Origin of the sequence: Methylobacterium sp. NPDC080182 (assembly GCF_050281105.1) — a bacterium.
Lineage (GTDB): Bacteria > Pseudomonadota > Alphaproteobacteria > Rhizobiales > Beijerinckiaceae > Methylobacterium.
In genome coordinates this window covers 242,356-260,779 of sequence record NZ_JBNNWO010000008.1, presented here as the reverse complement: position 1 = coordinate 260,779, position 18,424 = coordinate 242,356, and the positions used below count along the sequence as shown (strand labels likewise).

At 66.5% G+C, this 18,424-nt stretch carries 17 protein-coding genes and 1 pseudogene; 6 read left to right on the top strand and 12 right to left on the bottom strand.

Annotation, left to right across the window (positions count from 1 at the left end; all coding sequences use genetic code 11):
- Window positions 1-104 precede the first annotated feature (104 nt).
- Window positions 105-737 (top strand): tyrosine-type recombinase/integrase, encoded by a 633-nt coding sequence (locus ACQKQD_RS16295; protein WP_091683115.1) that lies wholly within the window; start codon window positions 105-107, stop codon window positions 735-737.
- A 230-nt stretch (window positions 738-967) separates the two neighbouring features.
- Here the strand turns inward: ACQKQD_RS16295 and ACQKQD_RS16290 are convergent, their stop codons facing one another.
- The 6 genes from ACQKQD_RS16290 to ACQKQD_RS16265 all read right to left on the bottom strand — a co-directional run bounded on the left by ACQKQD_RS16290 (window position 968) and on the right by ACQKQD_RS16265 (window position 6,444).
- A complete protein-coding gene (locus tag ACQKQD_RS16290; protein ID WP_427508886.1) occupies window positions 968-2,872 on the bottom strand; it encodes an ATP-binding protein in 1,905 nt (634 codons plus the stop codon).
- Window positions 2,869-3,864: an ATP-binding protein gene (locus ACQKQD_RS16285; RefSeq protein ID WP_091981794.1), complete on the bottom strand. Its 996-nt coding sequence runs from the start codon at window positions 3,862-3,864 to the stop codon at window positions 2,869-2,871. The genes ACQKQD_RS16290 and ACQKQD_RS16285 overlap by 4 nt, the downstream gene beginning before the upstream one ends.
- A gap of 2 nt (window positions 3,865-3,866) precedes the next feature.
- The gene (locus tag ACQKQD_RS16280) at window positions 3,867-4,214 is read right to left on the bottom strand and encodes an anti-sigma regulatory factor (protein ID WP_427508890.1); all 348 of its coding nucleotides are present in this window, start codon (window positions 4,212-4,214) and stop codon (window positions 3,867-3,869) included.
- A gap of 37 nt (window positions 4,215-4,251) precedes the next feature.
- Window positions 4,252-4,653 carry an STAS domain-containing protein gene (locus ACQKQD_RS16275; RefSeq protein WP_091683084.1) on the bottom strand — a complete coding sequence of 134 codons (402 nt, stop codon included), beginning with the start codon at window positions 4,651-4,653 and terminating at the stop codon, window positions 4,252-4,254.
- Window positions 4,654-4,657: 4 nt separating this feature from the next.
- A complete protein-coding gene (locus ACQKQD_RS16270; protein ID WP_244527066.1) occupies window positions 4,658-5,524 on the bottom strand; it encodes an STAS domain-containing protein in 867 nt (288 codons plus the stop codon).
- 509 nt (window positions 5,525-6,033) lie between these two features.
- Window positions 6,034-6,444 carry a response regulator gene (locus tag ACQKQD_RS16265; protein ID WP_244540071.1) on the bottom strand — a complete coding sequence of 137 codons (411 nt, stop codon included), beginning with the start codon at window positions 6,442-6,444 and terminating at the stop codon, window positions 6,034-6,036.
- Window positions 6,445-6,607: 163 nt separating this feature from the next.
- Between ACQKQD_RS16265 and ACQKQD_RS16260 the strand changes: the two are divergent.
- A pseudogene (locus tag ACQKQD_RS16260) lies at window positions 6,608-7,470 on the top strand (transglutaminase family protein).
- A 301-nt stretch (window positions 7,471-7,771) separates the two neighbouring features.
- On the opposite strand, the gene ACQKQD_RS16255 reads toward ACQKQD_RS16260, so the two are convergent.
- The gene (locus ACQKQD_RS16255) at window positions 7,772-9,271 is read right to left on the bottom strand and encodes a DUF2252 domain-containing protein (RefSeq protein ID WP_091683078.1); all 1,500 of its coding nucleotides are present in this window, start codon (window positions 9,269-9,271) and stop codon (window positions 7,772-7,774) included.
- Between the two features lie 264 nt (window positions 9,272-9,535).
- On the opposite strand from ACQKQD_RS16255, the gene ACQKQD_RS16250 reads away from it, so the two are divergent.
- Entirely contained in the window at window positions 9,536-11,497 is a 1,962-nt protein-coding gene (locus tag ACQKQD_RS16250) for a response regulator (protein WP_091683076.1), read from the top strand.
- 272 nt (window positions 11,498-11,769) lie between these two features.
- Here the strand turns inward: ACQKQD_RS16250 and ACQKQD_RS16245 are convergent, their stop codons facing one another.
- On the bottom strand, window positions 11,770-12,501 hold the full coding sequence (locus ACQKQD_RS16245) for an SDR family NAD(P)-dependent oxidoreductase (protein WP_205833536.1): 732 nt from the start codon (window positions 12,499-12,501) through the stop codon (window positions 11,770-11,772).
- An 82-nt stretch (window positions 12,502-12,583) separates the two neighbouring features.
- On the opposite strand from ACQKQD_RS16245, the gene ACQKQD_RS16240 reads away from it, so the two are divergent.
- Window positions 12,584-12,976 (top strand): winged helix-turn-helix transcriptional regulator, encoded by a 393-nt coding sequence (locus tag ACQKQD_RS16240; RefSeq protein ID WP_427508885.1) that lies wholly within the window; start codon window positions 12,584-12,586, stop codon window positions 12,974-12,976.
- Window positions 12,977-13,242: 266 nt separating this feature from the next.
- On the opposite strand, the gene ACQKQD_RS16235 is transcribed toward ACQKQD_RS16240, so the two are convergent.
- Entirely contained in the window at window positions 13,243-14,181 is a 939-nt protein-coding gene (locus tag ACQKQD_RS16235; protein WP_427508884.1) for an NAD(P)H-binding protein, read from the bottom strand.
- Between the two features lie 91 nt (window positions 14,182-14,272).
- Between ACQKQD_RS16235 and ACQKQD_RS16230 the strand changes: the two genes are divergently transcribed.
- Complete coding sequence (locus ACQKQD_RS16230) at window positions 14,273-15,163, top strand: LysR family transcriptional regulator (protein ID WP_100253900.1); 891 nt, start codon at window positions 14,273-14,275, stop codon at window positions 15,161-15,163.
- 355 nt (window positions 15,164-15,518) lie between these two features.
- Here the strand turns inward: ACQKQD_RS16230 and ACQKQD_RS16225 are convergent, their stop codons facing one another.
- The 3 genes from ACQKQD_RS16225 to ACQKQD_RS16215 are packed head-to-tail and all read right to left on the bottom strand — an operon-like array spanning window position 15,519 to window position 17,483.
- Entirely contained in the window at window positions 15,519-16,238 is a 720-nt protein-coding gene (locus ACQKQD_RS16225; RefSeq protein WP_427508883.1) for a cytochrome c biogenesis CcdA family protein, read from the bottom strand.
- 9 nt (window positions 16,239-16,247) lie between these two features.
- A complete protein-coding gene (locus ACQKQD_RS16220) occupies window positions 16,248-16,637 on the bottom strand; it encodes a thioredoxin family protein (RefSeq protein ID WP_427508882.1) in 390 nt (129 codons plus the stop codon).
- 45 nt (window positions 16,638-16,682) lie between these two features.
- On the bottom strand, window positions 16,683-17,483 hold the full coding sequence (locus ACQKQD_RS16215) for a pentapeptide repeat-containing protein (protein WP_427508881.1): 801 nt from the start codon (window positions 17,481-17,483) through the stop codon (window positions 16,683-16,685).
- 186 nt (window positions 17,484-17,669) lie between these two features.
- On the opposite strand from ACQKQD_RS16215, the gene ACQKQD_RS16210 reads away from it, so the two are divergent.
- Window positions 17,670-18,344 carry a Crp/Fnr family transcriptional regulator gene (locus ACQKQD_RS16210; protein WP_427508880.1) on the top strand — a complete coding sequence of 225 codons (675 nt, stop codon included), beginning with the start codon at window positions 17,670-17,672 and terminating at the stop codon, window positions 18,342-18,344.
- Window positions 18,345-18,424: the final 80 nt, after the last annotated feature.

Sequence of the window (18,424 nt, the reverse complement as noted above, 5' to 3'; positions counted from 1 at the left end):
CTGGGTTGGGTCGCCAACGGAACGTCCGCATATGCCCCCATCTTCAGAGCCTCGGTTCGGGTGTCTCCTTCCCGCGTCGGCATGGGCCGGCGAGGAGACAGATGATGGGACATTCAGCACACGATCCGGCTACGAAAGGGCGGCCGGCTTGGAACGCTGGCCGCAAGCTCGGCGCCAAGCGAGCCCTCAAACCTCAACAAGTCTGGGCCATCCGGTTCTGGCTCGACCGCGAACGGCGGACACGCGACCGGGCGCTGTTCGACCTCGCCATCGACAGCAAACTTCGTGGCTGCGACATCGTAAAGCTCAAGATCGGCGACCTCGTCAGCGGTGGTCGCGTCCGGAGCCGCGCCATCGTCATCCAGCGCAAGACCGGCCGACCAGTGCAGTTCGAACTGCTCGAACCCGCCCGTACCAGCATCCTCGCATGGCTGGAGGCCAGGGGTGGAACGCTCGACGACTATGCCTTCCCGAGCCGGCTCGACGGCGTCACGCATATCAGCACCCGGCAGTATGCGCGCCTGGTCGATGAGTGGGTCACAGGCATCGGGCTGCGCAGCGAGGACTATGGCACCCATTCCCTCCGACGCACGAAGGCGTCGTTAATCTACAAGCGGACCGGCAACCTGCGTGCCGTCCAGATCCTGCTCGGCCATACCAAGATCGAGAGCACGGTCAGGTACCTCGGCGTCGACGTCGAAGATGCTTTGACCCTAGCCGAGGGAACTGAGATTTGAGCGTTCGGCCCCTCGGCTTCTGCGTCGAGGGGCTTCGAGACCAGCCCAGCAGCAATGCGCCCATTCCCGCCGTACAGCCTCACCCCAGCGCATCGCGGAAGCAGACGCTTCTTCAGCAGTCGAGACGTCGCGGGTTCGGAAGCCACGTGAACGTGCGCAATCTGGTCGAGACCATGAGTGGGAAGTTGGCCATGGCCGACTGCGGATAGCGCGTCACCGGTGGATGAGCATCAGCAGTTGTGAGGCGAGGCGCCGATGATCCGACGCAAAACCCGGCCAACCTGCGCGGCCGAATAGGGCTTGTGGATTAACTCGAAGCCGTGGCTGTCCTCCTGGGCCAGGACATGGCTGTAGCCCGAGGCCAGGATCACCGGCAGGGTCGGAATGCGCATGCGCAACGCTCTGGCGAGCTCAATCCCGCCCATACCTGGCATGACGACGTCGGAGAAGACGGCCTGAAAGCCTGCACCGTCCGTCCCGAGACGCTCGAGCGCCTCTTCCGCGTTGACGACCCACTCGGGTGCGTATCCGAGATCCTCCAAGATCTGGGTGCAGAAGCCTCCGACCTCCAGGTTATCTTCCACGAGCAGGATGCGCTGACCGAGACCGACCGGCGACAGAGCGGCGTCGGGGTCGGAGACAGGGGCTTCGGCTGTCTCGGACGAGACTTCGGGCAAGTAGAGGGTGAAGACCGTCCCCTGGCCGCTCTCGCTTGTCACATCCACGTCGCCGCCGGACTGCTTGGTAAACCCGAACACTTGGGAGAGTCCGAGACCCGTGCCGCGCCCGACGTCCTTGGTCGTAAAGAACGGTTCGAATATGCGCCCGAGTACCTCCGGGGGGATGCCCGAGCCGGTGTCGGCGAGCGAGACCGCCACGAACGGCCCCCGTGAGCCGGCATGCCCCCGGATCATCGGCATGGCCCGCCCGGCCGCCACCCGCATCGTCAGCGTGCCGCTGCCGTCCATGGCGTCGCGGGCGTTGACGGCGATGTTCACCAGGGCCGTCTCGAACTGGTTGAGGTCGGCGCGTACCAGGGCGGGTCTGTCCGACATCTCGACCCTGACTTGGATGCGCGTGCCGGTGATGGTGTCGAGCATCTCGGCCACGCCGCGCAGGCGTTCACCGACCTCGAACACCTCAGGCTTCAGGGACTGGCGACGTGCGAAGGCCAGGAGCTGTCCGGTCAGCTTGGCGGCGCGGTCGACGGTGTCGGAGACGGCGTCCATGTACCGCTTGCGCCGGTCTTCCGGCAAATCCGGGCGGCGGAGGAAGTCGACGGACGAGCGGATGATGGTCAGCAGGTTGTTGAAGTCGTGCGCGACGCCGCCAGTCAATTGCCCGACCGCTTCGAGCTTCTGGGATTGCCGCAGGTCCTGCTCCATCCGCTCGCGCTCGACCGCCTCGGCCAGGAGCCGAGCGTCTGCCTCAGCAAGTTCGGCTGTGCGGGCAGCCACTTGGCTTTCCAGGAGAACGCCCGCCTCGCGCAGGAGCACGGCTTGTGACTCCAACTCCGCGTGGAGCGCGACCACGCCCCGGTTCGTCTCGGAGAGTTCCTGGTTCAGGCGTTTGGTTTCCTCCTCACGTTCGGCCAGCGCGGCGAGGCTGCGCAGAAGCTCCCGGTTCTGCTCGCGCAAGGCGACCAGCGGTTCCTCAGTCCTGGCCCGGGCGACATACTCGGCTAGGGTCGCGAGCCTCGGTCCCGTAAAACGTCCGGTCCCGGATGGAAGCCGCTTCCCGAACGTCACGACAGTGCCGTTGCCGGCCACTGTGTCGACCTCGAAGCGGTCCATCAGCCGCCGTGAACCGGTGATGCCGATGCCGAGGCCCGTCGTCGAGCGGAAGCGCCCTTCGAGGATGGCGTCGAGATCGGCGATGCCCGGTCCCTTGTCGCTCACCCTGATGACCAGGAACTGCTCGCCTCTGTCCCGATCGAGCTGATCGAGGCCGTACTCGATGCGACCGCCACCGGCGTAGCCGTAGGCGTTGCGCGCGATCTCGGACACTGCCGTGGCGATGCGGGTCTGGTCCTGGATCTCGAAGCCCAGGCGCTCGGCCAGCCGGCGCACGCGCTGGCGCACCGTCGCGATATCGTCCTCGTGCTGGATAGCACTGGTGAGGAGCGGCCACCTCATCGCGTCCCATCCCGCACGACGAGCACGGTGGCATCGTCCCGGGCCCTGGCGAAGTCGCGATAGATCACCCCGGCCACGAGCGTCGGATGGGCGGCGGCGATGCCGGGATGGGCGTCCAGCGACCAAGCCGTGGCGATCCCGTCTGAGCACAGCACGAACAGGTCGTCCGGCCGCATGGGGTACTCGAACTCCTGGATGCGCCGAGCCGCGTGCCCTGCCGTCCCGGCGAGGCTGACCGTCCGCTTGGTCACGGTGCCGGAGACGACCGCACCCAGCACGTTGCCGATGCCGGCAAACGCGAGAGTGCCCCGGTTCCGCTCATACCGCGCGACGGAGATCGCACCCCCTCGCGTGTGCGACAGGCCTGCATGGATGGCGGACAGAATCGCGGCGGGCGGCTTGTCCTGATGTCTCCGGAACAGCTTCAGCGCTTCTTCGGAAGCCTTGGCGGCCTCCGGCCCGTGGCCGAGGCCGTCCGACACCACGGCGGTCCAGCCGTCGGCGCGCTCGCGCACGGCGTAGGCGTCGCCGTTGGCGGTCTCACCCTTCAGGGGGACCGCCACCGCCCCATAGCCCGGCACGGCGTCCGAAACGGCCTTCCTGTCGATTGAAAGGCGCGCCAACACCGCCGTGCCCAGCTCGGGGCGGGACACGATGTCGAAAGCGTCGGAGATGCGGCGCACCGCGCCAAGGCCCTCGCCCGCGCTGCCGCCAGTGGAGTGTCCGTCCGTCAGGGCCAGACCGAGATTCGAGAACCCTTCGCCCTTGTCGAGCACGAGGATCTCGACGCCCGAGCCTGTCCCGTCCTCGTAGGTGCCGACCAAGACCTCGCCCGGCACGCCGTACTTGACCACGTTGGTGGCGAGTTCGGTCACCACGAGCGCGATGCGGCCAGCCGCGGTCTCGTCGAAGCCGATGGACTGAGCGACGGCCACTGCGCGTCGTCGGGCCTCGGCCACTTGGCTCGCTTCCGTGACGGTGACCCGGTCCATGTTCATTTCCACCGGGTGATCATGACGCGAGTTCCGACGCCGGGGCTCGATTCGATCTGAAATTCGTTCGAGAGGCGCTTGGCCCCGCCCAGGCCGAGGCCGAGGCCCTTGCCGGAGGTGTAGTGGTCAGTCATCGCCTGCTCGATGTCGGCGATGCCGGGGCCCTGGTCCTCGAAGGTCAGGCGCAGGCCCTTGCGCGTCCCGGCCTGGACGCTCTCCGCGCGGACCTCACCGCCACCCCCGTAATCGAGGGTGTTGCGCGCGAGCTCGCTCGCGGCGGTGATGATCTTCGTCTGATCGACGAGCCCGAGGCCGATGTCGATGGCGAGGGCACGCACGCGTTGCCTCACGCGGACGACGTCGTCACCGGACCGGACGGGGATGGTCTCAGTCTTCGAGACCGTCACGGTCGCTCCAATGCCCCGCGCCGTCCTCGGGCAAGCGCGCCTTCAACAAGGCCATGCCGCGCTCGACGTTGAGGGCTGTCCTGATGCCGGTAAGCTCCAAGCCAAGCTCGACCAAAGTGATGGCGACCGCCGGCCGCATACCGGCCAGGACCGTTTCCGCGTCGAGGACGCGCGAGACAGCCGCGATGCTCACCAACATGCGCCCGATGAAGGAATCGACGATCTCCAGCGCCGAGATCTCGATGAGCACGCCGCGCGCGCCGGTGCGCGCGATCATCGCCGTCAGATCCTCCTCCAGGGCCAGCGCGAGGCGGTCGTGCATGTCGACCTGGATGGTGACGATCAGCGTGCCGCCGAGCTTGAGGATCGGGATGCGGTCCATGGCCTCAGCGGCGCTCCTCAGCCGACTGCTGGCGCACAACCTTGCGGCCAGTCCGCCTGAGGGCGAGCGCGAAGGCGTCGGCCAACGTCGCCTTCGAGATAACGTTCAGCTCCACGCCGAGATGGACCATGGTCTGCGCGATCTGCGGCCGGATGCCGGAGACGATGCAGTCGGCGCCCATCAGGCGGGCGGCCGCCACGGTCTTGAGCAGGTGCTGCGCCACCAGGGTGTCGACGGTCGGCACGCCGGTGATGTCGATGATGGCGATCTCGGCCTCTTCGTCGACGATGGCCTGGAGCAGGTTCTCCATCACGACACCGGTGCGGGCACTGTCGAGGGTGCCGATGAGCGGCAGCGCCAGGATACCGTCCCAGAGGCGAACCACGGGCGTGGAGAGCTCGGCGATCTCCTGCCCCTGGCGCCCGATGACCTCTTCGCGGCTGGCTAGGAACACCTCCATCGTGAGCAGCCCGAGCCGGTCGAGTACCTTCCCCGCCGCCCATACGCCGGCGGCCAAGGCCGAGGCGTCCGCGGCCGACTTGCGCCGCAGCGCCTCGAAAATCGGCTCTTTGAGCGAGAAGACGAAGTTGGCGGTGTCGGTCGGCGTGAACCCCTGGATCGCCCGCGAGCGGGAGATATCGGCGAGGTTTTCGCGCAGCGGGGTATAGCTTTCCGCGTCCGCGTCGACCCCACCGGACGAAAGTCCGTCCCGAAGCAGGCCGAACACGGCCTTGGCCTGGGTCTGGAGCTCGGCCTCTCGGATCCGACCGCTCTGCAGGGAGGTCCCTTTCCGGAGAGATATGTTCCAGGCTTCGAGGATGGCGGCCTCGTCTTCCGTGAGCGTCCTTATCAGGACCTCGACGCCGTCCATTCGCATCAGGTTTTTCCCATCGTTATGATGCAGTCTCTATCCCGGTATTGAGCCTCTCGATAGGCGGCATCGCTACAAAGGAGCTGACCGCGGCAAATTATTTCCCGCCTTCGGCTCTACTTCTTGTCTCGTTAATTTCGGTAACAGGGATCGCTGCATTGCCGCCGCGGACGCCTCACGTCCCCTGGGCGCGGCCCCCAGACCAAGATAATTTACACAAAAGTGTGTCCTGACTGATTATCAAAGTTTTTATCAATGCGGCGGCAGCGGCGACGACAAGACAGCGCCAGCATATGAGAAGGCGTCTTCCTGGATCGACAGGGACTATCCAAATCGAAGCGGTTGCTTGTGGTGCAGCGCCTCTGCTTTCCCGTCCGACTTCCTCCGGAATTTACCAGCGGCTGACGCCAACTTCAGGCGATCAGATAACCCGAGGACGGGCGTCTCCAAGAGCTACTTCCGGTCGCGAAAGACTCTCGCATCAGGTACGAAACGCCAGGTTCGAAAGACTACGTCCTCAACTGTTTCGGGTGCCTCTCGTCCGGCAGTGTTTTGCGGACATGATGCCGGACGACCTCGGCGCTGAACGGTTTGCCGATGAACGTCGCGCCCTCCGGCAGGTCGCCGGGCTCAGGCGCGGCCCGGCCCGAGGCGACCACGACCGCGATGTGCGGCCAGCGCTCATTTGTCTGCCTTGCCAAGTCGAAGCCGTCGGCATTCCCCGGCATGTGCACGTCAGTGAAGAGTAGTTGAACCGCGTCATGATGCTGATCCAATATTCGCAGAGCCTGGACGACGTTCATCGCTTCCAGCACCTGGAACCCCGCATCCTCAAGGATACTGGTCGCCTCCATCAGGATCAGGGCGTCGTCGTCGACGACGAGGGCGTGGGGCGCATCGCCCTTGGAATCATGTGTCACACAGCTAAAGCTCGCTCGGGAGCGGAAGGTTGCCTCCCGATGGAACCGTGATCTGGGCAGATCGTCCAATTTTCAGGGCCGGTACGTGGCTGGATCCATGCTAGGCTGCGTCGCGGCAGCCTGCATGCCGTGCACAGCCGGGCCGGACCGAAGGGACAGATTTTTGATCGACCTGCGTATCCGCCACCAGACGATGTACCGCTATCGCCAGCCCGTCAATCTCGGACCGCACCGGCTGATGATGCGCCCGCGGGAGAGCCGCGACCTGCGCCTGCTGTCGAGCAACATCACCCTGTCGCCTGACGCCACCGTGACCTGGGCCTACGACGTCGCCGGCAACGCCGTGGCGACGGCCACGTTCGGGCCCTCGACTGATCGCCTCGTCGTGGAGAGCGTATCTCGGGTCGAACTCTCGGCCGAACTTATCCCGTCTTCGCCATCGCCGCCTCCGCCATCGCGTTCCCGTTCCAGTACACCGATGACGAGTGGACGGACCTCGGCGCCCTGACGATCCCGCAATATCCGGAGGGGGAGCCGAGCCTGCGGGCCTGGGCGCAGGGGTTCGTGGCGTCCTGCCCAACCGACACCCTGTCGCTCCTCAAGGATCTGAACGCCGGGGTCGGTGGCACCATCGCCTACCAAGGTCGGGAAGACGAGGGCACGCAGTCGCCGAGCCAGACCCTGTCTCTGGGGATGGGGTCGTGCCGGGACCTGGCGACGCTCTTCGTCGAGGCGGTGCGCAGCCTCGGCTTCGGAGCCCGGGTCGTGTCCGGCTACCTCCACGACCCGTCGCGAACGCTGCTCGGCTCCGCCGATGCGGGAGCCACGCATGCCTGGGCGGAGGCCTTCCTGCCGGGTGCCGGGTGGATCACCTTCGATCCGACGAACCGCAGCGTCGGCGGCGCGAGCCTGATCCCGGTCGCGGTCGCACGCGACATTCGACAGGCCATGCCGCTGGTCGGAAGCTTCGCCGGGCCGGCGGACGCCTTTCTGGACATGTCTGTGGAGGTCAGCGTCGGCGGGTAGGCTTGATGCAGCCAGAATCTGCCGCCTCAGGCAGCGGTCCGGCTGTGCCGGGTCCGGCATGGGGATCGACGTCGCAACGCTCCGGCGATCCAGAGGCCGGCACGCCGGACGAGGCGGCCATGCGTAGGGGAGACGGTTCGACCCGTCACAGCGCCCCGGTCCGGCGACGGCTCGGCTCGTGCGGCGCCAAGTTCGGGGCTACACGCGCGGGCGAACGACGCCGTCGGTGCAGGCTCGACCAGGGTCCCACACACCGAGAGAAGCCCGCTGTGTCCGGGCGATCGCGACCGCACCCGTAAGGTCAGAGATGCGGATCGTCGGCCGCGCGAAGCCTGCCCGCCGCGATGGCGTCCCGAAAGGTCCGATAATCCTCAGCGTTCCGTTCTCCGTAGGCCATAGCCCAGTCGGCCAGGGCTTCGCGCAGATCGGCACGGCCGTCATGACCGCAGTAACCTGCGATCGCTGCCGCATCCCCGGTTCGTGCGTGGGCCTTGGCGAGCAGCGCTCCGTACCCGTGCGAGAAGTACAGGAGTGATCGGCCTGTCATGCGCGCGACCGGGATCTCGCCCTTCATGTTCTTCATCTGCCGCACGTAGAACGGACGCCCTTCGATCTTCGTCCATCCCAGCAGCGGATCGCCCACGGCCTGCAGGAGGCGCTGACCGTAGATCACGCGCTCGCCTTCGTGATCGGCATAGGGCCTGGGCATGCCGCGCAGATAGGGCGCGTGCGCCGGCCGCACGGCTTCCTTCACTTGGAGGAAGAGGACGTCTCGATCGGAGTTGCCGCACAGCAGCGCGACGTAGGCCCGGGTCCCGACGCTCCCGACACCGACGACGCGGTGGGCCACGTCGACCACATGGTAGCGGCTGAGCATGAACCGCCGCTCGCGCGGCAGCGTCTCGGCGTAGCGCTCCAGACCGGAGGTCACAAGCTCGCGCGTGGCCTCATCGACGCGGACGAGGATCGGCGGCTCCTCGCGAAAGCGCCAGCCACCGTCCGTGCGACGCTCGCCAACCTGGTCGAGCAAGCTCGTGTTGTTCTTCCGCCGCGCCTTCTCGACAGCCCTGTGAACCACAGCCTGTGAGCGCGCGTCGATCTCGATGCCGGCGAAGGCGAGGTCCTCGGCGCGTGCCGCGCGCCGCCACACGTCGAGCGAGCCGCGCGGGGCGAGATCGTCCATCGTGTGCTGGTAACCCGCCACCGCGCTCAGTACCGCCTGCCGCCGTTCCGATGCGGCGACGTCTGCATCCCGCGCGGCGACCTCAATGCTCGCGCAAAGCCGCTTCAGGTCCCACTCCCACGGCCCGACCGTCACCTCGTCGAAGTCGTTGAGGTCGAGCACCACATCGCCCTGGGGCGATCCAAAAAGCCCGAAGTTCGAGATATGCGCGTCGCCGTTCATAACTACATCGATGGCGCCGCGCGGTCCCTGTGCCAGATCCCAGGCCATGACTTGCGCGGCGCCGCGCAGAAAGGCGAACGGCGAGGAGGCCATGCGGGCGACCCGCAGCGGGATCAGGTGTGATTGCCGTCCCGCGTGCGCCGCTTCGATGAGGGTCACCGGGTCGGGACGATCGCGGGCGATATTGAGGTTGGCATGGGCAGCGTGGGGCAGTTCCAGGCGCAGAACCTTGCCGGCCGCCCGGCGCTTCTCCCACGGCTCCACACCCGCGCGCAGGTTGATATGCGGGAAGTCTGCAAGGGGATCGAGGACTACCTCCTCGGCAGCCTCGATGACCGCATCGTGCTCATCGGTCACCGCCGATGGGGTATCCGTAGGCTGCGCTGACCGTTCCATCGACCTCGTCCGACCGCTCCACACCCAGGCAACGGTCCGGCCGCGGAATAAACCCCGCCGCTCAACGTGGACTTAATCGCGCACCCCCGCGGACGGCGAGTTGCCGCGCCGAACCAGACATCTATCGCACGCCCGGCTCGTTCATTCTGGCTGCCCGAGCATGATGACCGCGGCCCGCGTTCTGCGACGACCTTCGGCGTGCCCCGAGGCGGGTGCAGGACGCGCTCGCTTTGCAAAGCATCCGGCACGTGACACTCACGTCTCATGAGCAGCTTGCACAACCTGATCGGGACGGTCGCCCGCCGGCGTCACGCGCCGGTCACCGACTACAGCGTCACGCTGCTGTTTGTCGGCGCCATGACGTTCGTTCGGTTCCTCGCTCCGGCCTACGTCGCGCCGTTCCTGTTGTACATCCCGGTTCTCTTGCTCGCGAGCCTCGCTTTTGGCTGGGGTCCAGGAACGCTGGCCTTGTCGTTGTCCACCCTGATCGCCGCGTGGTTCTACACGCAGGACGGGATGCTCAACGGCGTCGACGATGCCTTGCTGTGTCAGTACGCATTGGTCGGCGCGACCATCGTGTGCATCTGCCACACCCTGCGCCGGTCCGTCGCGCAGAACGAAGCTACGCTGGGGCGGCTCCACGCTGCAAACCACATCCTCGTCGAAAGGGAGGCGGCGTTGACCCGCGCCAATGCGACGGCGGAGGCCGCTAAGGAAGCGGCCGAGCAGGCCAACACAGCGAAGAGCGATTTTCTGGCCAACATGAGCCATGAACTCCGCACCCCGCTCTCCGCAATCATCGGCTATAGCGAGATGATGGGTGAGGAGATCTCCGACGGCTGCGCAGCGTCGGACCTCGTGGTCGACATCGGCAAGGTCGAGCGCAACGCCCGTCACCTGCTCGGCCTGATCAACGACGTGCTGGACCTCTCCAAAGTCGAGAGCGGCAAGATGGAGGTCTACACCGAGGATTTTGCGGTGGAGGACATGCTGCGCGACGTCGCGAGTTCGGTCGCGATGCTGGTCGGCAAGAGGGGCAACACGCTCGAACTGCAACTCGCGGTCGGCCTGGGCCAGATGCATTCCGACCTGACGAAGACACGCCAGGTGCTCTTCAACTTCTTGAGCAATGCCGCCAAGTTCACGGAAAATGGGATCATCACGCTCGCCGCCTCGCGCATGACGGATCTCTCGGGCATCGACCGGCTCTCGCTCTCTGTCACCGATGCTGGGATCGGTATGACGGCCGAGCAGGTCTCGCGCCTGTTCCAGCGTTTCGAGCAGGCCGACGCCTCCACGACGCGCAACTTCGGGGGGACCGGGCTCGGCCTGTCGCTCACGCGTTCCTTCGCCGACATGCTGGAAGGGACGGTTACGGTCTCCAGCACGCCTAACCAGGGAAGTACATTCACGTTCACCGTGCCGGCAACCTTTGTTCCACCCGTCGATGAGCGAGCCTCGAACGATCCGGACATCATTGTTGACGACGAGCTGGATGGTGATGTCATCCTGGTCATCGAAGACGATCCGGACCAGCTCGCGCTCACGACGCGGTTCCTTCATCGCGAGGGCTTCCGGGTCCAGACAGCCACGAACGGCAGGAGCGGCCTTGACCTAGCCCGGAAGCTGCGACCGCGCGCCATCGTGCTGGACGTGATGATGCCGGGTGTGGACGGGTGGTCGGTGCTGAGCCAGATCAAAGCGGACGCGATACTTGCGTCGACGCCCGTAGTGATGGTGACGTCCGTCGACCAACGCAATCTCGCGGAATCGCTCGGCGCCTCGGACTACATGCTGAAGCCGGTCGACTGGTCCCGGTTTGGCAAGATTGTGAATCAGTTCAGGCTGTCGGGGACGGACCGGCGCGGCACCGTGCTCTTGGTCGAAGACGAGGCCGTGACCCGCATGGCGATGCGCTCCACCCTCGAGGAGGACGGATGGTCGGTCGTGGAAGCCTCGAACGGGGAAGAAGGCCTGCAGCACGTGGCAGCCACCAAGCCGGACGTGGTCATCGTGGACTTAAACATGCCCATCATGGACGGCTTCGGCTTCCTAGAGGGCGTGCGAGCCGTGCCCGGCTGCTCGGACATCTCGGTGATCGTATTGACGGGTCGGGAATTCTCGGCGGACGACCGGAGCAAGCTTCGCGGCGCGAGCCAGATCCTCAATCGTGGCGACCTCGCGTCGGCGAGTCTGGCAGAAAGGCTGAGAGGTCTGACCGCCTGAAAAGGGTGAAGGTGGCGCAGCAGCATCGGCATCGAGCCTAACCCGTAGTCTAATCTGAGGTCATCAGTTCAGAAGCCCGAATGACTGGGCCGGGTCGTAGGCCCTGTGTCCGCTCTTCTGACTCGTTTGCTCCAAAGCGGAATGACGGCTCTCGGCCAAGTCCAGTCGAGTGAGTGGGCGCCGCCGAATGGCTGGGTTGGGTGGCTTTAAGATGGTCCGCTTCGGGGATGCAAACCGGCGGAAGCGGACACCCTGAAACTGCTATCGGGACGCTAGACCTGCCGCATCCCGCCGTCGACGCACAGTTCGGCCCCCGCGACGAAGCTCGCCTCGTCGCTCAGTAGGAACAGCGTGGCCGCTGCCACCTCCTCGGGACGCGCCATGCGGCCGAGCGGGATCGGCGCGATGAGTGCGGCCCGCCCGTCCTCAGATACGCTCGCCATCATGGCGGTATCGGTCGGACCGGGGGCCACCACGTTCACGCGGATGCCGTGTGGGGCCAGTTCCGCCGTCCATGTGCGCGCGTAGGAGCGCAGCGCTGCCTTCGTCGCGGCGTAGGTCCCGTAGGGCGTCACGCCCATGACGTCGGCAATCGACCCCATCAGCACGACGGCCCCACCCCGCCCCATTGCGCCCAGAGCCGCTTGCAACCCGAAGACAGCCCCACGGACGTTGACCGCAAAGTGCCGGTCGAAATGCTCAGGCGTCCCGTCGCGCAGGGTCGCGGGTTCCGAGATGCCCGCGTTGAGGACCAGCGCGTCGATCCGGCCATGCATCTCCCGCACCGTCGCCACGACGCGGTGCAGATCCTCCTGTTGGGCTGCGTCCGCGACGAGGCCCTGCGCACCGCGCCCGATCCTCGCAGCGGCTGCGTCGACCTCGTCGGCGCGCCGCCCGGTGAAGACGACCGACGCGCCTTCGACCGCCAGCCGCTCGGCGACCGCAAGGCCGATGCCTTTCGCCCCGCCGATCACCAGCGCAACCTTGTCTTGCATGCGAGCCATCGAGGCATCCCTTCATCTGCAAGGGCGCAGCAGATACACAGCGTGTATCTGCTATCAAGAACGCACTTAAGGTAGCCTAGATATGGCCGACGATACCGACCTCGATGCCGCGTCCGCTTGCGCGCTCGCCAACATGGCGCAGGTCCGCCCGGTGCTGGACAAGATCGCCGACAAGTGGACGATCCTGATCCTCACGGTGCTTTGCCCGCGGCCTTCACGGTTCAACGCGATCAAGCGGCGGCTCGACGGCATCACGCACAAGGCGCTGGCGGACGCGCTGAAGCGGCTGGAGCGCAATGGTTTGGTGACCCGGACGGTGCTGCCGACCGCACCCATCGGCGTCGAGTATGCGATCACCCCGCTCGGCCATTCACTACGCGAGCCCTTTGAGGCGCTCTGCGCGTGGGCACTCAACAACGGTGCGGCGATTGATGCTGCCAACCGCGAACATGACAGCATCAAAATAAAGCGGTGAAAACGCGTCCGCTTTCGGATCGCCGGATGCCGGGACCGAACATCTAGTAGTCCAAATCTCACGCTTGGTACCCATACGCACATGTCGGCTCAGGGTGGTTTGCCGTCCTTCCGCTTTATGGCGCAGAACGGAGGAAGCAGACGTCCGGCGTTCGCGCTGAAGCTGACCGAAAGCAAGGATCTGCACCGAAGATGGTTTTCTGCCAAAGCGTGGGGACTTGAAACGAACTGATTGAGGGGAAAATTGAGGCGGGCATTTCGATCCGCTCAAGATCTTAATGCAGCGGTGACCGCAGCGTCTAACGAAGTGCACGGTACATCGCCGAGGAGTTCCGTCAGACGATTTCCGTTGAGGCGCATCGCGTGTGTCCAAAACGGGCGAACCTCCATGACCTCCCGGGGGAACCCGCCGAACGGCGCAAGCCCCCGCATCAGCTTCCAGGGAAAGCGGCGCTCGGGCAAGTCAGGGCGACCCGAGGCGCGGCGGACCGCAGCGACCATCCCACCGCCGTCGGCGTCATAGTAGCCAGGGAACTGGAGCCGCTCGCATGGCAGCAGGCGGTCCGGCGGCAGATCGAGCAAGCGGAGGATGGCCTCGGCGAGGTCGGGCAGGTACGCCCATGCATGGCCGACGCCCGAAGTTCCGGGATTGACGATGCGATCCAGCGGCGGCTTCGCCAAGGCTTGCGCGAACCAGCTTTGGCCGGCGCCGGGGCCGAAAAAGTCGCCAGCCCGCACGACGACGCTCCTCACCTCCGGGGCAGCCTCGGCGAGGCGCCGCTCCATCTCCACACGGATCGCGCCCTTCCGCCCGCGCGGATGCTGCGGGGTCGTCTCGTCGATGACCGGGGCGAGGGCCGGGTCGTAGTTGTAGACCGTGCCCGGCAGGACGATCCGGGCACCTGCGCCTCGTGCCGCCGCGAGTGTGTTGTCGAGCATCGGCAGGACCAGCCGGTCCCACCCGCGATACCCGGGCGGGTTCACGGCGTGGACGATGACGTCCGTCCCTTCCGCCGCGCGAACCACGCCCTCCTGGTCCATGGCGTCACCGGCCCGCCAATCCGGCACGACCGGCGCGTCCCATGTGGTCGCCGCCCGTTTCGGATCACGCACCAAGGCTGTGACCTGCCAACCACGCGCCAACATCAACCGGACCACCGCCCCGCCGATACCGCCTGTCGCCCCCAGTACCAGAGCCTGCTTCATCGTCCTGTCCCTCAGTTCGTCGCCGTAGTGATGCGCCGAACACGCGCCCTAGGAAATTGACGAGCTTCGATGGGCCGCCTATCGAAATTCAATGAGCGATGCGGACTTCGCCTGGGACGACCAGCGGGCCTTCCTGACGGTGCTCGACACCGGCAGCCTGTCGGCGGCGGCGCGGGCCCTCGGCCTCACCCAGCCAACCGTCCGCCACCGGGTCGAGGCACTGGAGCGCGCCATCGGGCAGCCGCTCTTCGTCCGCGGCGTGAACGGGCTGGCGCCGACGCCCGAGGCGCTCGGCCTAGCCGGGCACGTACGGCGCATGGCCCACGCGTCCGAGGCCTTCCGGCGCGAGGCCGAGGGCTCTGCATCTGAGGTCGCCGGCCCTGTCCGCCTCAGCGTCTCGGACTTCGTCGGCATCGAAGTGGTGCCGCCGATGCTGTCGGCCCTTCGGGAACTCCACCCGCGACTCGCGGTCGAACTGCTGCTCACCAACGCCAACACCGACCTCCCCGGGCAGGAGGCGGACGTGGCGGTACGCATGGCGCGGCCGAACCAGGGCTCGCTCGTGGCGCGCCACGTCGGCAGCATCCCGCTCGGGTTCTTCGCGTCGCCGGCCTACCTCGACCGGAACGGCTTTCCCGAGACCGTCGCGGACCTCACCCGGCACTCCATGGTCGGGCCCGACCGCATGCCGGCCTACGTCGCGATCCTGGACGCCCTGAGCCGGGAGGCGGGCGGTCCGCTGCCCATCGCCCTGCGCAGCGACAGCCATCCCGCGCAACTCGCCGCCGTGAGGGCCGGCCTCGGCATTGGCGTGGTGCAGGTGCCGGTCGGCGAGCGGGATCTCGTGCGCGTGCTTCCCGACCGCATCGTGTTCGGCCTGGACACGTGGATCGTGGCGCACGAGGACGTGCGGCGCAGCGCCCGCATCGACGCCCTGTTCAACCACCTCGTCGAGTCCTTCCAGGCCTACTGCTCCCGGTAGGCTAACCTCGATCCCCCAAAGTAGAAGACAGCCACCAATCGGACGACCGTCCACGTGGACGGCCCGGACCGATACACGAACCTGACCGGCGGCAGCTTTCGGTCTCTGCCCCGGTCCCAAGCCGTGAGGCCGCCTCCCTGAAAGCGGGTGACAAGTGCGACGGTCTGAGACCATTGATCGAGCCCGATACGCCCTCGCAGGCCGCGAAAGCGGCCCGGATGGCTGGGCTCGTTCGGGTGCGGAATGACCGGAAAGGGTGGTTTCCTGCACGTCCGCTTCCGGACCGCGGATGCGTGGAGCGGACATAGCCGTGGGGGCTACTCACGACCCATAGCAGGCCTTGGGAAGGGCCGCTTCACAGGCGGGTGGTCAGGTCGGTGAGCCAATCCGGTGAGGCGTTGACCAAAGCGGTTTCCGCAGTCTTGTCGTAGCCGGTGGCGATCATCAGCCCCGTGGCCACGAGGATCAGGCCAAGAGCAGCCTTCAGCCCCTTGCCCAGGCCCATCATCCGGTCGCGCCAGCGCATCAGCACCTCGCGTGAAAGTGTGCCGAGCAGGAGCAGCGGCAAGGCTGCGCCGAGGCCGAACAGCAGCATGGTCAGCGCCACGATGCCGAGGTCGCGACCCTGAGAGGCGAGCAGCGAGGCCGCCCCAAGGGTCGGTCCGACGCAGGGGCTCCACACCGCCCCAAGCAGCACGCCCACCCCGAATTGGCCGAGCAGGCCGGTTGTCGAGAAACCGCCGAACCGGCTCTCCGTCCAGTTGCTCATGGGTCCCGCCGCCACGGCCAGGCGGGTCTGGGCGGCCGGGACCATCAGGACCAGACCGATGAGGATGAGCATGATGGCCGCGCCCGTCCGGAAGGTGCCTGCGTCGAGGCCGATGGCGAAGCCCACCGTGGCCACGAACAGCCCGATGACCACGAAGGACAGGGCCAGGCCGGCGGCGAGCGCCGCAGGACCGAACCTGTGCTCCGAGGCCGCCGCGCCCAGCACCAGCGGCAGCAATGGCAGCACGCAGGGGGACAGCACCGAGAGGATGCCGGCGAGGAAGGCGAGGCCCAGGCTCGTGACCATGGCGTGAGCTCAGATCGCCTTGTCGAGAAGCGACGAGATCGCCTCGGGCTTGGTCTCGCCGGCCGAGCGCCCGGTCTCCTTGGTGCCCTTGTAGGTGATGAGCGTGCTCTGCATCGTCGCGCCGAACTGTTTCACCACGTCCTTGCGGCTGTCGAAGTCGACGTCGAACACCTGCAGGTCCTTGAACTTCGGATCAGCCTCCAGCTTGGCGAGGATTGGCTTCTGAGCCGCACAGGTGGTGCACCACGGGGCGGTGATGTGCACCAGGATCGGCTTGCCCGCCTTCTGGGCGGCTTCGAACGCGGCGGGCGTGTAGGTCATCTCGGCGGCGATGGCGGCGGTGCCGAACAGCATGGGGGCGACGGTGAAGGCGGCAAGCAGGATGCGGCGAGTGGTCATGAGCGCGGATCCCCTTGATCGGGTGTGGGACGAGGGGAACGGGGGTTAGTTCGACACCTGAGTGATGGCGCGGTCGACGTTCACGCGGGCCGACCAATCCTTGGCGCTGTCCTGACCCTTGAGGTCGATCAGCCTGGCGCCGCTGACGTCGACGTTCTTGAAGTCCGCGCCCGCCACCGTGGCGCCGGTCAGGTTCGCCCCGGACAGGTCTGAGCCCATCAGCACTACGTCGGTGAGGTCGGCATCCTTGAGGTCGGCGTATTCCAGGCGCGACCGCCCGAGGTTGGCCCCCTTCAGGTTCGCGCCCGCAAGGTTCACCGAGGTGAACACCGCCCGCATCAGGCCCATGGACTGGTTCTTGATGTCGGCGCCGCCCTTGAGGTCCACGAGCGTCGCGCCGCTCATGTTGGCGCCCTTGAAGTCGCCGATCGGCATCGAGCGACTGAGGTCGGCACCGCTGAGGTTGGCGTCCCTTGCGGTGATGCCGAACATCTTCGTGTCCGCGAGCTTGGCGCCGGATAGGTCGGCCTTCAGGAACCACGCCTGTTCGAGGTTGGCACCGCTAAGGTCGGCGCCGCGCAGGTTGGTCTTGTTCAGGCGCGCCGTCCGCAGGTTAGCGCCCCGGAGGTTCAACCCGGACAGGTCGAGGCCGGACAGCGCCTTGTCGTGCAGGTCGATCGGCTTGCCGTCCGCCGCCTTGATCATCGCTTCGACGTCGGCGCGGCTCATCTCGGCCTGGGTCATCGCAGGCGAGGACATGTTGGCGCCCAGCAGCAGATCCTGTTCGGCGGTGGCCGGGCCGGCAGCGAGTGTAGCCAGCATGAAGCTCAGGGCGAGGCGGCGCATCGGTTCACTCCCATCGGGTGCCGTGCAGGGCCGGCACCTGTATCGTTTTCATTAAGTCGCGATGCTATGCCGAGCCGCTGCACCCGGTCGGTGACCTAGGTCACACAAGTCCGGCGCGGCGGGAGAAAAACGCAACGCGAGCCGGATGATCAGCCTGTCATCACGGCCGAGAGGGCGACGCCGATCATGATGGACGCGCAGAAGGTCGAGCACTGGATCGACCGGTTTCCGCTCCTACAGTCGCTCAGCCCGGCGCACCTGCAGCTCGCCCGGGGCACCGTGCAGTTCCCGGTGCTGGAGGCCGGAGCCACTGCCTACGAACTCGATGGCGAGTGCGCCAACTACCTGATGTGTCTGGAGGGGCGCACGCGCATCTTCCGTATGTCCGAGGCCGGGCGCGAGGTGTTGATCTATAAGGTCGGCCCCGGCGGCACCTGCGCCCTGACCACGCAGTGCCTCCTGTCCGGCGGTACCTTCCCGGCGCAGAGCGTGGCCGAGGAGCGAACCGAACTAGCGGCGCTACCGGTGAGCACATTCCAACACCTGATGGGCGAGAGCGCCGCCTTCCGCAGCTTCGTCATGGACGACTACACGCGGCTGATGTCCGGCCTATTCACGCTGATCGATGAGGTCGCGTTCGCGCCTCTGAAGCAGCGTCTCGCACAACGGCTCCTGGCCGAGGCCGATCCGCGGGGTGTCGTCACGGTGACCCATCAGAAGCTCGCTGACGACGTCGGCAGCGTGCGCGAGGTGGTGAGCCGCATACTAGCGCAATGGGCTGAGGCGGGTTTTATCGAACTTCGCCGCGGCGCAGTCGAGATAGTCGACCGCACGAGCTTGGAGGCCGCAGGTCGACGCTGATCCACGGCTTGCTGATGTCTGCTTTCGAGGCCGAAGCAAATCGAGCTTTTTGACCGGGTTGGGTCGCATACGGAATGGCT

Excerpts from the sequence above, each read along its gene's own strand:
- ACQKQD_RS16245 (WP_205833536.1), bottom strand. The coding sequence starts at position 12,501 with ATGGCTCGCATGCAAGACAAGGTTGCGCTGGTGATCGGCGGGGCGAAA.
- ACQKQD_RS16210 (WP_427508880.1), top strand. The coding sequence starts at position 17,670 with ATGATGGACGCGCAGAAGGTCGAGCACTGGATCGACCGGTTTCCGCTC.
- ACQKQD_RS16295 (WP_091683115.1), top strand. The coding sequence starts at position 105 with ATGGGACATTCAGCACACGATCCGGCTACGAAAGGGCGGCCGGCTTGG.
- ACQKQD_RS16255 (WP_091683078.1), bottom strand. The coding sequence starts at position 9,271 with ATGGAACGGTCAGCGCAGCCTACGGATACCCCATCGGCGGTGACCGAT.
- ACQKQD_RS16250 (WP_091683076.1), top strand. The coding sequence starts at position 9,536 with ATGAGCAGCTTGCACAACCTGATCGGGACGGTCGCCCGCCGGCGTCAC.
- ACQKQD_RS16220 (WP_427508882.1), bottom strand. The coding sequence starts at position 16,637 with ATGACCACTCGCCGCATCCTGCTTGCCGCCTTCACCGTCGCCCCCATG.
- ACQKQD_RS16275 (WP_091683084.1), bottom strand. The coding sequence starts at position 4,653 with ATGGACCGCATCCCGATCCTCAAGCTCGGCGGCACGCTGATCGTCACC.
- ACQKQD_RS16290 (WP_427508886.1), bottom strand. The coding sequence starts at position 2,872 with ATGAGGTGGCCGCTCCTCACCAGTGCTATCCAGCACGAGGACGATATC.
- ACQKQD_RS16225 (WP_427508883.1), bottom strand. The coding sequence starts at position 16,238 with ATGGTCACGAGCCTGGGCCTCGCCTTCCTCGCCGGCATCCTCTCGGTG.
- ACQKQD_RS16230 (WP_100253900.1), top strand. The coding sequence starts at position 14,273 with ATGAGCGATGCGGACTTCGCCTGGGACGACCAGCGGGCCTTCCTGACG.
- ACQKQD_RS16215 (WP_427508881.1), bottom strand. The coding sequence starts at position 17,483 with ATGCGCCGCCTCGCCCTGAGCTTCATGCTGGCTACACTCGCTGCCGGC.
- ACQKQD_RS16285 (WP_091981794.1), bottom strand. The coding sequence starts at position 3,864 with ATGGACCGGGTCACCGTCACGGAAGCGAGCCAAGTGGCCGAGGCCCGA.
- ACQKQD_RS16270 (WP_244527066.1), bottom strand. The coding sequence starts at position 5,524 with ATGGACGGCGTCGAGGTCCTGATAAGGACGCTCACGGAAGACGAGGCC.
- ACQKQD_RS16240 (WP_427508885.1), top strand. The coding sequence starts at position 12,584 with ATGGCCGACGATACCGACCTCGATGCCGCGTCCGCTTGCGCGCTCGCC.
- ACQKQD_RS16235 (WP_427508884.1), bottom strand. The coding sequence starts at position 14,181 with ATGAAGCAGGCTCTGGTACTGGGGGCGACAGGCGGTATCGGCGGGGCG.